We start from the raw sequence: 13,947 nt of genomic DNA on the forward strand, positions 1-13,947 counted from the left end.
TACACCAACAAGTTAAACGCGTCTCACCCTACAAATTTTAGTCTTGTTCACAAAATGAATAATAAGCGTCACCTTCATCGGTTTGAAGGCAACAAAAAAGGGAAGCATCTGCTTCCCTTTTACTTATTTCTTAATCACTTCGAAGAGTAATGAATTACTTTTGAAGCAAAGAAATGTCTGCGATCTGAAGGAACAGGTTACGCAGGTTGTTCAGTAGTGTCAGACGGTTCTTCTTAAGTGCTTCGTCGTCTGCCATTACCATTACGTTATCAAAGAACGCGTCAACTGGTTCACGTAGGTCTGCTAGCTTGCTTAGGGCTTCTTGGTAGTTACCTGTAGCAAATGCTGGCTCTAGCGCTTCTGTCATTACTTCAACGCTTTCTGCTAGTGCTTTCTCTGCGTCTTCTTGTAGAAGTGCTAGGTCGATGTCTGCTGCTAGTTCGCCGTCGAATTTCGCTAGGATGTTACCTACACGTTTGTTCGCTGCGGCTAGAGACTCTGCTGCTTCTAGTTCACGGAAGTGAGAAACCGCTTTAACTCGTTGGTCGAAGTCTGCTGGTTTCGTCGGACGACGAGCTAGAACCGCTTGAATGATGTCTACGCTGAAGCCTTCGTCTTGGTACCAAGCACGGAAACGACCAAGCATGAACTCGATAACGTCTTGTTCAACGTTGTCGTTGGTTAGGCGGTCGCCAAACAGTGACTTCGCTTTCGCTACTAGGTCAACAAGATCTAGGTTGTAGCCGTATTCAACGATGATACGTAGTACACCTAGAGATGCGCGGCGTAGTGCGAATGGGTCGCTGCCTTTAGGTGCTTGACCAATACCGAAGATACCTACGATAGTGTCTAGCTTGTCTGCCATTGCAACTGCAGTTGAAACACCGTTTGATGGCAGTTCATCACCTGCGAAACGAGGCATGTATTGCTCGTTCAGTGCTACTGCAACTTCTTCTGCTTCACCGTCGTGGCGAGCATAGTGCATACCCATAACACCTTGAGTATCCGTGAATTCGAATACCATTGAGGTCATTAGGTCACATTTTGCTAGTAGACCAGCACGCTTTGATTTCTCAACGTCAGCACCGATTTGCTCAGCAATGTAGCCAGCAAGCTCTGTGATGCGGTCTGTTTTGTCTTTGATCGTACCCAGTTGCTTTTGGAAGATCGCTTGCTCTAGTTCAGGCAGACGGTCGATAAGTGGACGCTTACGGTCTGTGTTGAAGAAGAACTCTGCGTCAGCAAGACGAGGACGAACCACTTTCTCGTTACCTTCGATTACGTAACGAGGCTCTTTTGATTCGATGTTCGATACGAAGATGAAGTTAGGTAGTAGCTTCTTGTTTTCGTCGTAAACAGGGAAGTACTTTTGGTCACCTTTCATGGTGTAAACCAACGCTTCAGAAGGCACTTTTAGGAACTCTTCTTCAAACTTCGCTGTTAGTACCACTGGCCATTCAACCAGAGACGTTACTTCTTCTACTAGGTCATCTTCTAGGTCAGCGATACCGCCAACCGCTGCTGCCGCTTTTTGTGCGTCAGCTAGGATGATTGCTTTACGCGCTTCGTAATCTGCCATTACTTTACCGCGCTCTTCTAGGATCGCAGGGTATTGTTCAGCAGAATCGATAGTGAACTCTTGCTCACCCATGAAGCGGTGACCACGGATAGTGCGGTCTGAAGCGACACCAAGAATCTCGCCTTCGATTAGATCGCTGCCCATTAGCATGGTTAGCGTCTTAACTGGACGGATAAATTGAGTCGTTTTGTTACCCCAGCGCATTGGTTTTGCGATAGGTAGGTTTGCTAGTGCTTTCGCTGCAAGTTCAACTACGATCTCAGACGTTGGCTGACCTTTCACTTCTTGTTTGAACAGTAGCCATTCACCTTTGTCTGTAACCATGCGCTCTGCTTGGTCAACCGTGATGCCACAACCGCGTGCCCAGCCTTGAGCCGCTTTTGTTGGGTTGCCTTCCGCGTCAAACGCTGCAGAAACCGCAGGACCACGTTTTTCAACAACTTTGTCAGACTGGCTGTCTGCTAGTGCTGCGACTTTAAGTGCAAGACGACGAGGTGCCGCGAACCATTTCACGCCTTCGTGAGCAAGCTCAGCGCCTTTTAGTTCTGCTTCGAAGTTTGCTGCGAATGCTTCAGCTAGAGTGCGAAGTTGCGTTGGTGGTAGCTCTTCTGTACCTAGCTCGATTAGAAATTCTTTTGCCATGTTACTCTACCCCTTACGCTTGTTCTTTCTTACACATTGGGAAACCAAGAGCTTCACGCGATGCGTAGTATGCTTCTGCAACTGCTTTCGTCAGGTTGCGGATGCGTAGGATGTAACGTTGGCGTTCAGTTACTGAGATCGCTTTACGTGCGTCTAGTAGGTTGAATGCGTGACCGGCTTTTAGAATGCGCTCGTAAGCCGGTAGTGGCAGTGGCTTTTCAAGCTCAAGCAGCTCTTTACACTCTTTCTCGCACTGTTCGAAGAAACCAAATAGGAATTCAACGTCTGCGTGCTCGAAGTTGTAAGTCGATTGCTCTACTTCATTTTGGTGGAAGATATCACCGTAAGTCACTTTGCTGCCATCTGGTGCGATGTTCCAAACGAGGTCGTAAACAGAGTCTACTTCTTGGATGTACATTGCTAGACGTTCGATACCGTAAGTGATTTCACCAGTTACTGGTTTACACTCAAGACCACCAACTTGCTGGAAGTAAGTAAACTGGGTCACTTCCATGCCGTTTAGCCAAACTTCCCAGCCCAGACCCCATGCGCCTAGTGTTGGGTTTTCCCAGTTGTCTTCTACGAAACGGATGTCGTGTACAAGAGGGTCAATACCAAGAACTTCAAGGGAGCCAAGGTACAACTCTTGAATATTGTCAGGCGATGGTTTTAGCGCTACTTGGAATTGGTAGTAGTGCTGAAGACGGTTAGGGTTTTCACCGTAACGGCCATCAGTAGGACGACGTGAAGGTTGTACGTAAGCTGTCGACATTGGCTCTGGGCCAAGCGCTCGTAGACAGGTCATTGGGTGAGAGGTACCCGCACCCACTTCCATATCTAGCGGTTGAACAATGGTACAACCATTTTGAGCCCAATAATCCTGCAGCGCGAGGATCATTCCCTGGAAGGTTTTGATATCGTATTTTTGCATAAGTCAGGTTCGCGCGATTCTCTTGTTACTCGTTAATTCGTCATCTATGCCGAGTTTTTCAACTCTAACAACGGCGATAAAGAGTAATTACGGTTGAATAAATTAACAATCTAGTATAACCAGATATTGAGCATGGGAGTAGAGCTAATCTTGATTAATTCGTGGGCGATTTTCTCCTTTAATGAATTTTTACCGCGTTATCTGCTGTATTTTTCCTAAAAGGGAGTTTTTGCCTGCTTTGGCTCTTGAGAAGCGCAACAAAGGTGGCTAGAATTGCGCCTGTCTTTGGGGAGTAGCTTACCTGATGAAGTTTCTGTTTCATCTGGTTCGTCCGTCAACATAATTGGTGCAAAATCACCATGGCGTTCGAGACTTGAAGCCTTTCAAGTTTAGCAAGACCTTAGACAAATCATCACGAACCGGGGTAGGGGCGTGAGGTTTGTCTTCGGTTAAAAATAATAATCCCTGCCCCAATGAGCATGTCGTGAGCGTTTTAGCTATTTCAATTACTACTGTAGCGTTAGCAGAAATTGGCGATAAGACCCAATTGCTATCTCTATTACTCGCAAGTCGTTACCGAAAACCAATCCCAATTATTGCAGCAATCTTTTTGGCAACTATTGCCAACCACGCTTTGGCTGCATGGTTAGGTGTGGTTGTCGCAGACTATCTATCACCTGAGATTTTAAAGTGGGTGCTGGTGGTCAGTTTTGTCGCGATGGCGGCTTGGGTTCTGATCCCGGACAAACTGGATGATGACGAGCAGATTTCTAATCGAGGCCCATTTATTGCCAGCTTTATCGCGTTCTTCGTTGCGGAGATAGGCGATAAAACTCAGATCGCCACTTCCATCTTAGGGGCGCAATACGCGGATGCGTTAAGTTTGGTGATTATCGGTACCACAATCGGTATGCTGCTTGCGAATGTACCTGTGGTCCTGATTGGTAAATTGTCGGCCGACAAGATGCCTTTAGGGCTGATCCGTAAAATTACCGCATTTTTGTTTATTGCTCTGGCAATAGGGGCTGCACTGTTCTGATTTTTTGCACGTGAAATGATGTGAGTTATCAATCATTAGTGGCGTGCTGCGCGAGTTCAAACTCTGACTCTAAATCGTTCCGTTGCGTGACGGATGACATATAAGTGTCATACTTGTCATGGTAGTTTAATGGTGTGAATGATAGCGAGAGGGCAAGTTTATGCTTACACGTTACATGGGGATGTCCCCGAAGAGTCAGAGTTATTTATTCACTTTTGGTTTAGCGCTGTGTTTACTAGCGATGGTGCTAACTGATATGTGGTTACCGATTGTAGCAGGATCGTTCGTTCTTACTGGATTGACAGTAGAAGCGTGGATTCGTGTCGCTCACATCATTCCTATGCATGAAGAGATGCGGGCAATGAAGAAACAACTTAACAAGCTCCAATCAGAAGTTCGCACACTCGAATACGACGAATAAACAAACGGCAGCCAATATAGGCTGCCGTTTTTAGTTCGACCAGATTATTCCAATCCTTTCTTGATCAGGTACTGATACGGAACTTGCTCCGTTTGTGCCGCAACTAATTGGTGGTCCATAAAGCGGCAGAAACTCGGAATGTCTCGAGTCGTGGATGGATCGTCTGCTTTGACCAGCAAAATCTCACCATCTTGCATGTTGCGAATTGTCTTCCTGACCATCATCACTGGCTCTGGGCAGCGCAGTCCTTCCGCCTCTAATGTCTTGTTTGCCAGTTCAGGATTAAAGCTCATAGTGTGATTCTCGTAACTAACTGAACGTTGAATTTTACTTTCGTTGAAAAAATATTCAATAACCACTTGGCAAACCGAATTTTTTGTTTTACCTTAAATTAACAATTTGGTAACAACTGGCAAGGGAGAGGCAATGTTAACAGCGTTAGACAGACTTACGATTTACTCAGTGCTGTGTTTTATCTCGTTTTGTGCATTGGTACTCAGGACGCCAGCTGACGCCTCTTTGACGCCTCTCGTAGGCATGGTTGCCACTATTATTGGGATTTGGATCGAGATGCGCAGATGGTCTGGCGCATCTGAGCAAGAAAATTAGCGCTTCTTGCTTGGATCAGAATGCTTTTAATAACGCTCACCTATTTTTACCGACACTTCATTCCGACACTATCCCCATTTTTCTTGGGCTTCCCCGCTGAAAGGCGGGATTTTTTTTGCCTAAAGAGTACAATTTACCCAAACACATACAAAATAAGTGGCTAATTCGTGGAACTGGAAGATATCTATCGCCGAGATTTAAATTTACTGGTTGCGTTGCGAGTACTGATAGAAGAAAACAGTGTCAGTAAGGCGGCAACACGTCTGAACTTGAGTCAATCGGCAATGAGTCGTGTGCTTGGTCGTCTGCGTGACTTATTGGGAGATCCGCTGTTTACTCGTCAGGGACAGCATTTGATCCCAACTCAGAAAGCGTTAGAGATCGATCGCTCATTGGGCGAGCCATTAGAGTCTTTACGTCAGTTGTTATCTCCGGTTGAGTTTGACCCATTGCAATGCGTGCAGACTTTCAACATCGTGACCACCGACTATGCCATGCAAACAATCTTACCGTTCGCTTTGCCGAGAATTTACCAAGAAGCGCCAAACGTGTCTTTCAACTTCTTACCACTGCAACACGACCGTTTATCAGATCAGCTCACTTATGAAGGTGCAGACTTAGCGATTTGTCGCCCGACAGGCCCGGTAGAGCCTCTACGCAGTGAAGTGTTGGGGCGAGTGGGGGTGCTGTGTATGCTTTCAAAACAGCATCCATTAGCGGATAAAGAAATGAGCTTGGATGATTATCTGAGTCATCCACATGCCATGATCGCCATCAGTGATGGTGTTAAGGCACTGATCGAACAAGCTTTGATGGAGAAACCTAAGCGTAAAATGGTTCTGCGGGCTTATCATTTAGAAGCCGCATTGGCGATCATGGATACCTTGCCAATTATCATCACAGTACCAGCGGATTTGGCGTATCTGGTTGCCGAGCGTTATGACTTGGTGGTGAAACCATTACCATTCCAATTCACGCCGTTTGAATACTCGATGATTTGGCATGCGCGTTGCGAACATTCTCCCGCTCAAGAATGGTTAAGAACGATTGTGCGTGAAGAGTGTAGCCGTCTGATAGCTAAACGTATCGAAGATATGGGACTGAACTGCTAACAAAAAAGAGCCAGCAATGCCGGCTCTTCGTCTATTTACACTGAGTCAGTGTTTATAGCTTGATAACCACACGACCCGTTACTTGACCGTTGGTGATGTCTTCTGCATATTTCGGTGCTTCAGCAAGAGCAACTTCAGTACACGCTTGCTCGAAGTAGCTGTCTGGTAGTAGCTCGACCAGCTTTTCCCATGCAGCGATACGTTTCTCTGTTGGGCACATTACTGAGTCCACACCTTGTAGGCGAACATTACGTAGGATGAACGGCATCACTGTGGTTGGTAGATCAAAACCACCAGCAAGACCACAAGCTGCAACTGCACTGTTGTAATCCATTTGCGCCAATACTTTTGCTAGTACTTTGCTTCCTACAGTATCAACCGCACCTGCCCATACTTGTTTTTCAAGCGGACGTGCTGGTTCTTCAAATTCAGTACGGTCGATGATGCGGCTAGCACCTAGTTTTTCAAGTAGCGGGCCGTTTTTCTCTACACGACCTGTCACTGCAGCAACTTTGTAGCCAAGCTGTGCTAGAAGCGTTACTGCGACTGAGCCTACACCGCCACTTGCGCCAGTTACTAGGATTTCGCCATTTTCAGGTTTGATGCCTGCATCAAGCAGTGCTTGAACACACAGCATACCAGTGAAGCCAGCAGTACCAACCATCATTGCTTTCTTGCTGTCTAGACCTTTTGGTAGTGGTACTAGCCAATCCGCTTTTAGACGAGCACGCTGAGACATACCACCCCAGTGGTTTTCACCCACGCCCCAGCCAGTAAGGACAACTTTGTCACCAGCTTGGTAGCGGTCGTCTTCTGAGCTTACTACCGTACCTGCTAGGTCAATACCTGGCACCATCGGGAAGTTACGGATGATTTTACCTTTACCTGTGATCGCAAGACCGTCTTTGTAGTTTAACGATGAGTAATCAACGTCAATCAAAACGTCGCCTTCAGGCAGTTGTGTTTCATCGATTTGCTCGATGTTAGCGATAGTACGTTTGTCTTCTTGATTTAGAACTAGAGCATTAAACATAAGGTTCTCCGATTGTGCGGTAGCATGACTCTGGGTCACATGCAGCAAAATATTAACTGGTCTAAGTGTATGTCTTCTTTGTCTATGAATAAAATGAAACTTGAGCATTTAATGTATGCTCTTCATGCATGTTTGATGTAAAACAAAGGGCGACATCAATTGTCGCCCTTAAGTGTAATACTAAAAATTTTAGTACTAGTTCATTTGCTTATGATTGTTGGCTCGATCACTACAACAACGTCTTGAACTGTTATGGTCGTTCAAATACTGTCGCAATGCCCTGACCCAAACCGATACACATGGTGGCCAGACCGTATTTCGCGTCTTTCGCTTCCATTAGGTTGATCAACGTTGTTGAGATACGTGAACCAGAACAGCCTAGTGGATGACCCAATGCTATCGCACCACCGTTAAGGTTGACCTTCTCATCCATAACATCAAGCAGGCCTAAGTCTTTAGCACACGGCAGAGACTGCGCGGCAAATGCTTCGTTTAGCTCAACCACATCCATGTCTTCAATTGAAAGACCGGCACGCTTGAGCGCTTTTTTCGTCGCAGGTACAGGACCGTAACCCATAATAGAAGGATCGCAGCCCGCAATGGCCATGCCTTTAATACGTGCACGAATATTCAAGCCAAGCTCATTGGCTTTCTCTTCGCTCATGATCAACATCGCTGATGCACCATCGGACAGAGCCGATGATGTACCGGCTGTTACTGTACCGTTTGCAGGGTCGAACACTGGGCGAAGTTGAGATAGACCTTCAACGGATGTTTCAGGGCGAATCACTTCGTCATAATCCAGAGTGAACAGTGTGCCGTCTGCTGCGTGGCCTTCAATTGGTAGAATTTCGTTTTTAAAACGACCCTCTACGGTTGCTGCGTGCGCACGAGCGTGAGAGCGAGCGGCAAACTCGTCTTGTTGCTCACGGCTAATGCCATGTAATTTACCCAGCATTTCAGCCGTTAAGCCCATCATGCCCGCAGCTTTTGCTACGTTCTTTGACATACCTGGGTGAAAGTCTACACCGTGGTTCATTGGCACATGCCCCATGTGCTCAACACCACCAATTAGGCAGATTTCAGCATCGCCAGTCATGATGGCACGTGTACCATCGTGAAGCGCTTGCATTGATGAGCCACACAAGCGGTTCACCGTCACGGCGCCAATTTCAATCGGCAGACCAGCAAGCAGCGCCGCATTACGTGCAACGTTAAAGCCTTGCTCTAGTGTTTGCTGTACACAGCCCCAGTAGATGTCTTCAATCTCGCTTGGGTTCACTTGTGGGTTACGCGCAAGAATGCCTTTCATTAGGCGCGCAGATAGATCTTCTGCTCGTGTATGACGGAAAGCACCACCTTTAGAGCGACCCATTGGAGTACGTAGACAATCGACTACGACAACATTTCTTGTTTGATTAGTCATTTTAGAATCCCTCCTTAGATAGAACCTTGCTGTTGTGCACCGTAAAAGCTTTCACCTTTCGCCGCCATATCAATCAGCATTTGCGGTACTTGGTACATCGCACCTAGCTCGGCGTGTTGTTTTGCCATTTCAACGTATTCAGCAATACCCACGCTGTCTAGATAGCGGAATACGCCACCGCGGAATGGAGGGAAACCAAGACCATAAACCAGTGCCATATCCGCTTCTTGTGGAGTGGCAATGATGCCTTCTTGTAGGCACAGCACCACTTCGTTGATCATTGGAATCATCATACGTTGAATGATGGTCTGATCGTCAAAGTCCTGCTTATCGGCACAAACGTCAGCAAGTACCGGTAAGATCGCTTCGGAGAAGGTTTTCTTCGGCTTACCTTTTTTATCTATGGTGTAGCTGTAGAAGCCATTACCATTTTTCTGACCATATTTGTCTGCTTCGAACAGTGCATCAATCGCATCACGACCTTGTTTACCCATACGCTCAGGGAAACCGTCAGCCATCACAGCTTGTGCGTGGTGCGCGGTATCAATGCCGACTACGTCAAGCAAGTACGCCGGTCCCATCGGCCAGCCAAACTTACGCTCCATGACTTTGTCGATTTTCGTAAAGTCAGCACCATCACGAAGTAGCATGCTGAAGCCGCCAAAGTATGGGAACAATACGCGGTTAACGAAGAACCCTGGGCAGTCATTAACGACAATTGGTGATTTGCCCATTTTCGCAGCATACGCCACAACACGATTGATGGTTTCATCAGAGGTGTGCTCACCACGGATGATCTCAACAAGAGGCATACGATGCACTGGGTTGAAGAAGTGCATACCACAGAAGTTTTCTGGGCGTTTTAGTGATTTTGCCAATAGGTTGATAGGAATCGTCGAGGTGTTTGAGGTGATAACGGTGTCGTCACCGACATGGGACTCAACTTCACTCAAAACTGCTGCTTTTACTTTCGGGTTTTCAACGACAGCTTCAACAATCACATCAGAGTTTTCAATACCTGCGTAATGTAAGCTCGGTGTGATTGACGCTAAAATACCCGCCATCTTAAAGCCATCAATGCGACCGCGAGATAAGCGTTTATTCAGCAGCTTAGATGCTTCAGTCATGCCTAGGTCGAGCGACGCTTGCGCGATGTCTTTCATTAAGACTGGCACACCTTTTAGCGCTGATTGGTAAGCAATGCCGCCACCCATGATACCTGCACCTAATACGGCTGCACGTTGCGTGTCTTTACTTGCTGACTTCGCTGCTTTTTTCGCAATGCCTTTGATGTATTGATCATTAAGGAATAGGCCAACGAGTGATTTTGCTTCTTCCGATTTAGCCAATTTCACGAAGTGCTTACGTTCAATGTCTAACGCTTCATTACGTGCAAAGCGAGCACCTTCTTCAATCGTGATAACGGCTGTCATTGGGGCAGGGTAGTGAGGACCTGCTTTTTGTGCCACCAGACCCTTCGCCATGGTGAAGCTCATCATTGATTCAAGCTTACTCAGCGTTAGAGGCGATGTTTTCTGTGCTCGGCGTGCTTGCCAGTCAAGTTTCTCATTAATTGCAGAGTTAAGAGTTTGTAGTGCTGATTCGTATAAAGCATCAGTCTCTACAACAGCATCGAGTAAGCCAATTTTCAATGCTTCATCAGCTCGGCATGCTTTACCTTGGGTTATGATTTCCATTGCGCTGTCTGCGCCAATAACGCGAGGTAAGCGTACACAACCACCAAAGCCCGGCATGATTCCCAGTTTCGTTTCTGGTAGGCCGATGCTGGTGGTTTTGTCACCAATACGCATGTCTGTTGCTAGCACACATTCACAACCGCCACCAAGAGCGTGGCCTTTGATCACTGAGATGGTCGGAACGGGTAAGTCTTCTAATTTGTTAAAGATGCTATTAGCAAATTGCAGCCATTGGTCGAGCTCGGCATCCGTTTTAGCAAACAGACCTAAAAACTCGGTAATGTCTGCGCCTACAATGAATGCGTCTTTATCTGAAGTGAGCAACAACCCCTTGAGGCCTTGATGGGCAATGAGCGCATCAAGAGCTTTATCTAGCGATTCTAATGTCGCTAGGTCGAGTTTGTTGACGGATTTTGGAGAGCAGAAGCTTAGCTCTGCAATACCATCTTGTATTTCCTTTACCTGTAGGGTTTCGGCTTGGTAAATCATTGTCTATCTCCATGACATACAATCGTGGATTGTCTGTATACCTATTTCAACGACGCCGTGTACCTCGGCAAATAGGTATCGAGGAAGTCGTTTTATTTTTGTTCTGGTTTGACCAGTAAGGTTAGTTTGGATCGTGGATTGTTTAATTTCAATACATTTTTTAAACAAGTGTTTAACATTTTGCGCTGTGGCAGATCTTATGCGACGGGTAAATCACACTCGTGATAGACTTCAGGCAAATAGACATGAATCCATAATCCTATGAATGACAAGCCTTATCTGATTCCAGCAGAGCCCGCTCAATTTGAAGAAGAAATTAAAAAGAGCGTCTTCATTACTTATTTGGCACACACGCCAAGTATCGAAGCTGCAAAAGCATTTGTTGATCAAATCAAAGCTAAACACGCTGATGCTAGACATAACTGTTGGGGCTTTGTTGCTGGTCGACCAGAAGATTCGATGAAGTGGGGCTTTAGTGATGATGGAGAACCTTCAGGGACGGCAGGCAAACCAATCCTGGCGCAGCTGTCTGGATCTGGGGTGGGGGAGATCACGGCTGTGGTCACGCGATACTCTGGTGGAATCAAGTTAGGTACAGGCGGCTTGGTTAAAGCGTATGGGGGTGGGGTTCAACAAGCGCTCAAGCTGCTTCAAACTATTGAGAAAAAAATAACCACAAAGCTCAGACTAACGTTAGACTATGGGTTTATGCCTATCGCACAATCAATCATGCCGCAATTTGGTGCGATAGAAGTCGAGGCTGAATACAGCGATCAGGTCGTATTAGTGGTGGAAATTGAGCTTCGAGAAGTGAGCGCGTTTACCCAAGCAATCATCAATAAAAGCGGGGCAAAGGCAATTGTCACTCCGCTAGACGGACAATAATGAAAAACAGGAAGCAACAGGGACAGCTTCGCTAGTCAATTTATCCATGCAATTTCGTTCAATTATTCGAATCGTCGGGCTACTGCTCGCACTCTTTAGTGTCACTATGCTTGCGCCAGCACTCGTTGCGCTGATCTATCGAGATGGTGCTGGTGTGCCTTTTGTCACGACATTTTTTGTTCTGCTGTTTTGTGGGGCCGTTTGTTGGTACCCAAACCGCAGGTATAAGCACGAGCTTAAAGCTCGAGATGGCTTTCTTATTGTCGTCTTATTCTGGACAGTACTTGGCAGTGCAGGCTCGATCCCCTTTCTCATTGCTGACAATCCGAACGTCTCAGTGACAGATGCGTTTTTTGAATCGTTTTCTGCTCTCACGACGACCGGGGCGACCGTTATTGTTGGTTTGGATGAGTTACCTAAAGCGATTCTATTCTATCGACAGTTACTGCAGTGGTTCGGCGGTATGGGAATCATCGTATTAGCGGTGGCGATTTTGCCAGTACTTGGCATCGGTGGTATGCAGCTTTACCGCGCCGAGATCCCAGGTCCAGTCAAGGATACTAAAGTGACGCCGCGCATAGCAGAAACTGCTAAGGCGCTTTGGTACATCTATTTGAGCCTGACTATCGCCTGTGCTTCGGCTTTTTGGTTAGCTGGTATGACGCCATTTGATGCCATCAGTCACAGCTTTTCCACCATTGCCATTGGTGGCTTCTCTACCCACGATGCCAGCATCGGATACTTTGATAGTTACGCGATTAACCTGATTACGGTGGTTTTTCTGCTTATATCTGCATGTAATTACACACTGCACTTTGCTGCATTTGCATCAGGTGGCGTACATCCCAAGTATTACTGGAAAGATCCTGAGTTTCGCGCCTTCTTGTTTATTCAAGTGCTGCTATTTATCATTTGCTTTCTATTATTACTGAAACATCACTCTTACACATCGACATACGATGCTTTCGATCAGGCTCTGTTCCAAACTGTATCAATATCCACAACAGCGGGCTTTACGACAACAGGTTTTGCGGATTGGCCGCTCTTCTTACCTGTGCTGTTATTGTTCTCTTCCTTTATAGGTGGTTGTGCTGGTTCAACAGGCGGCGGCATGAAAGTGATCCGTATCCTGCTTCTTACCTTACAAGGTGCGCGTGAACTAAAACGTTTGGTGCACCCTCGTGCGGTTTACACCATCAAAGTGGGTGGCAGTGCCCTACCGCAACGTGTTGTCGATGCAGTTTGGGGTTTCTTCTCCGCATACGCATTGGTATTTGTGGTTTGTATGTTGGGGTTGATTGCAACAGGAATGGATGAGCTCAGTGCGTTCTCGGCGGTGGCTGCGACTCTGAACAACCTCGGTCCTGGCTTAGGAGAAGTAGCGCTGCACTTTGGTGATGTTAACGACAAAGCAAAATGGGTATTGATAGTTTCTATGCTGTTTGGTCGTTTGGAAATCTTTACCTTACTTATTCTACTTACGCCGACGTTTTGGCGTAGCTAAGGGGAAATCGTGGCAAAAGCATTATTTCTATACTCTTCCCGCGAAGGGCAGACTAAAAAAATTCTCCACTATATAGATGAACAACTTCCAGACTTCGATTGTGAGCTGGTGGATTTACATAATGTCGAGACGATTGACTTCAGCCAATACGACAGAGTATTGATAGGCGCCTCTATTCGCTATGGCCATCTTAATAAAAAGCTATACCAGTTTATTGAGCGAAACCTCAATCAATTGGAGCAAAATAAAGTGGCATTTTTCTGCGTAAACCTAACCGCTCGTAAAGAGGACCAAGGAAAGGATACACCTGAAGGTAGTGCCTACATTCGCAAGTTCCTAATTAAGTCGCCTTGGAAACCAACGCTAATCGGTGTTTTTGCTGGTGCACTTTATTACCCACGTTATAGCTGGTTCGACAGAACTATGATTAGGTTCATTATGTCGATGACGGGTGGCGAAACCGATACGACCAAAGAGGTGGAGTACACCAATTGGGAAAAAGTGGCTCTTTTCGCAGATAAATTTAGAGAACTGTAGAAATAACGTGCTCTTTTGACCGCTTTTGATGCAAATTTATCCG

At 46.4% G+C, this 13,947-nt stretch carries 13 protein-coding genes; 7 read left to right on the forward strand and 6 right to left on the reverse strand.

The annotated features are described in order from the left end of the window. Positions 1-154 precede the first annotated feature (154 nt). Together glyS and glyQ are read right to left on the reverse strand one after the other, a co-directional pair. Positions 155-2,221, reverse strand: a complete 2,067-nt coding sequence (glyS, locus tag R8O10_RS19370; protein ID WP_005378875.1) for a glycine--tRNA ligase subunit beta — start codon at positions 2,219-2,221, stop codon at positions 155-157. A 13-nt stretch (positions 2,222-2,234) separates the two neighbouring features. After that, positions 2,235-3,152 (reverse strand): glycine--tRNA ligase subunit alpha, encoded by a 918-nt coding sequence (gene glyQ, locus R8O10_RS19375; RefSeq protein ID WP_005383818.1) that lies wholly within the window; start codon positions 3,150-3,152, stop codon positions 2,235-2,237. A 484-nt stretch (positions 3,153-3,636) separates the two neighbouring features. Here glyQ and R8O10_RS19380 point away from each other — a divergent pair, with 484 nt between their 5' ends. Together R8O10_RS19380 and R8O10_RS19385 are read left to right on the forward strand one after the other, a co-directional pair. Then, a complete protein-coding gene (locus tag R8O10_RS19380; RefSeq protein WP_005378877.1) occupies positions 3,637-4,191 on the forward strand; it encodes a TMEM165/GDT1 family protein in 555 nt (184 codons plus the stop codon). 160 nt (positions 4,192-4,351) lie between these two features. Then, a complete protein-coding gene (locus R8O10_RS19385) occupies positions 4,352-4,612 on the forward strand; it encodes a hypothetical protein (RefSeq protein ID WP_005378878.1) in 261 nt (86 codons plus the stop codon). Positions 4,613-4,656: 44 nt separating this feature from the next. Here the strand turns inward: R8O10_RS19385 and tusA are convergent, their stop codons facing one another. After that, entirely contained in the window at positions 4,657-4,905 is a 249-nt protein-coding gene (tusA, locus tag R8O10_RS19390; protein WP_005378879.1) for a sulfurtransferase TusA, read from the reverse strand. Between the two features lie 133 nt (positions 4,906-5,038). Here tusA and R8O10_RS19395 point away from each other — a divergent pair, with 133 nt between their 5' ends. After that, positions 5,039-5,221: a hypothetical protein gene (locus tag R8O10_RS19395; RefSeq protein WP_318191658.1), complete on the forward strand. Its 183-nt coding sequence runs from the start codon at positions 5,039-5,041 to the stop codon at positions 5,219-5,221. A gap of 167 nt (positions 5,222-5,388) precedes the next feature. After that, positions 5,389-6,333: a LysR family transcriptional regulator gene (locus R8O10_RS19400; RefSeq protein ID WP_005378881.1), complete on the forward strand. Its 945-nt coding sequence runs from the start codon at positions 5,389-5,391 to the stop codon at positions 6,331-6,333. Between the two features lie 52 nt (positions 6,334-6,385). Here the strand turns inward: R8O10_RS19400 and R8O10_RS19405 are convergent, their stop codons facing one another. The 3 genes from R8O10_RS19405 to fadB all read right to left on the reverse strand — a co-directional run bounded on the left by R8O10_RS19405 (position 6,386) and on the right by fadB (position 10,978). Next, positions 6,386-7,366 (reverse strand): MDR family oxidoreductase, encoded by a 981-nt coding sequence (locus R8O10_RS19405; RefSeq protein ID WP_005378882.1) that lies wholly within the window; start codon positions 7,364-7,366, stop codon positions 6,386-6,388. 250 nt (positions 7,367-7,616) lie between these two features. Beyond that, positions 7,617-8,792 carry an acetyl-CoA C-acyltransferase FadA gene (gene fadA, locus R8O10_RS19410; RefSeq protein WP_169643941.1) on the reverse strand — a complete coding sequence of 392 codons (1,176 nt, stop codon included), beginning with the start codon at positions 8,790-8,792 and terminating at the stop codon, positions 7,617-7,619. A 14-nt stretch (positions 8,793-8,806) separates the two neighbouring features. Then, complete coding sequence (gene fadB / locus R8O10_RS19415; RefSeq protein ID WP_054579435.1) at positions 8,807-10,978, reverse strand: fatty acid oxidation complex subunit alpha FadB; 2,172 nt, start codon at positions 10,976-10,978, stop codon at positions 8,807-8,809. Between the two features lie 261 nt (positions 10,979-11,239). Between fadB and R8O10_RS19420 the strand changes: the two genes are divergently transcribed. Genes R8O10_RS19420 through hemG form a run of 3 tightly spaced genes read left to right on the forward strand, consistent with a single transcriptional unit; the run spans position 11,240 to position 13,904 of the window. After that, positions 11,240-11,863 (forward strand): YigZ family protein, encoded by a 624-nt coding sequence (locus R8O10_RS19420; protein ID WP_005378891.1) that lies wholly within the window; start codon positions 11,240-11,242, stop codon positions 11,861-11,863. 46 nt (positions 11,864-11,909) lie between these two features. Next, the gene (locus R8O10_RS19425) at positions 11,910-13,367 is read left to right on the forward strand and encodes a TrkH family potassium uptake protein (protein WP_005378893.1); all 1,458 of its coding nucleotides are present in this window, start codon (positions 11,910-11,912) and stop codon (positions 13,365-13,367) included. Positions 13,368-13,376: 9 nt separating this feature from the next. Then, positions 13,377-13,904 carry a menaquinone-dependent protoporphyrinogen IX dehydrogenase gene (hemG, locus tag R8O10_RS19430; RefSeq protein WP_005378894.1) on the forward strand — a complete coding sequence of 176 codons (528 nt, stop codon included), beginning with the start codon at positions 13,377-13,379 and terminating at the stop codon, positions 13,902-13,904. Positions 13,905-13,947 lie beyond the last annotated feature (43 nt).

The organism is Vibrio sp. 1727, assembly GCF_033344415.1.
Taxonomy (GTDB): domain Bacteria; phylum Pseudomonadota; class Gammaproteobacteria; order Enterobacterales; family Vibrionaceae; genus Vibrio; species Vibrio alginolyticus.

Bases quoted from the DNA above. Each gene is read 5' to 3' on its own strand.
- glyS (WP_005378875.1), bottom strand. From the start codon at position 2,221: ATGGCAAAAGAATTTCTAATCGAGCTAGGTACAGAAGAGCTACCACCA.
- glyQ (WP_005383818.1), bottom strand. From the start codon at position 3,152: ATGCAAAAATACGATATCAAAACCTTCCAGGGAATGATCCTCGCGCTG.
- R8O10_RS19385 (WP_005378878.1), top strand. From the start codon at position 4,352: ATGCTTACACGTTACATGGGGATGTCCCCGAAGAGTCAGAGTTATTTA.
- tusA (WP_005378879.1), bottom strand. From the start codon at position 4,905: ATGAGCTTTAATCCTGAACTGGCAAACAAGACATTAGAGGCGGAAGGA.
- R8O10_RS19395 (WP_318191658.1), top strand. From the start codon at position 5,039: ATGTTAACAGCGTTAGACAGACTTACGATTTACTCAGTGCTGTGTTTT.
- R8O10_RS19405 (WP_005378882.1), bottom strand. From the start codon at position 7,366: ATGTTTAATGCTCTAGTTCTAAATCAAGAAGACAAACGTACTATCGCT.
- fadA (WP_169643941.1), bottom strand. From the start codon at position 8,792: ATGACTAATCAAACAAGAAATGTTGTCGTAGTCGATTGTCTACGTACT.
- fadB (WP_054579435.1), bottom strand. From the start codon at position 10,978: ATGATTTACCAAGCCGAAACCCTACAGGTAAAGGAAATACAAGATGGT.
- R8O10_RS19420 (WP_005378891.1), top strand. From the start codon at position 11,240: ATGAATGACAAGCCTTATCTGATTCCAGCAGAGCCCGCTCAATTTGAA.
- R8O10_RS19425 (WP_005378893.1), top strand. From the start codon at position 11,910: ATGCAATTTCGTTCAATTATTCGAATCGTCGGGCTACTGCTCGCACTC.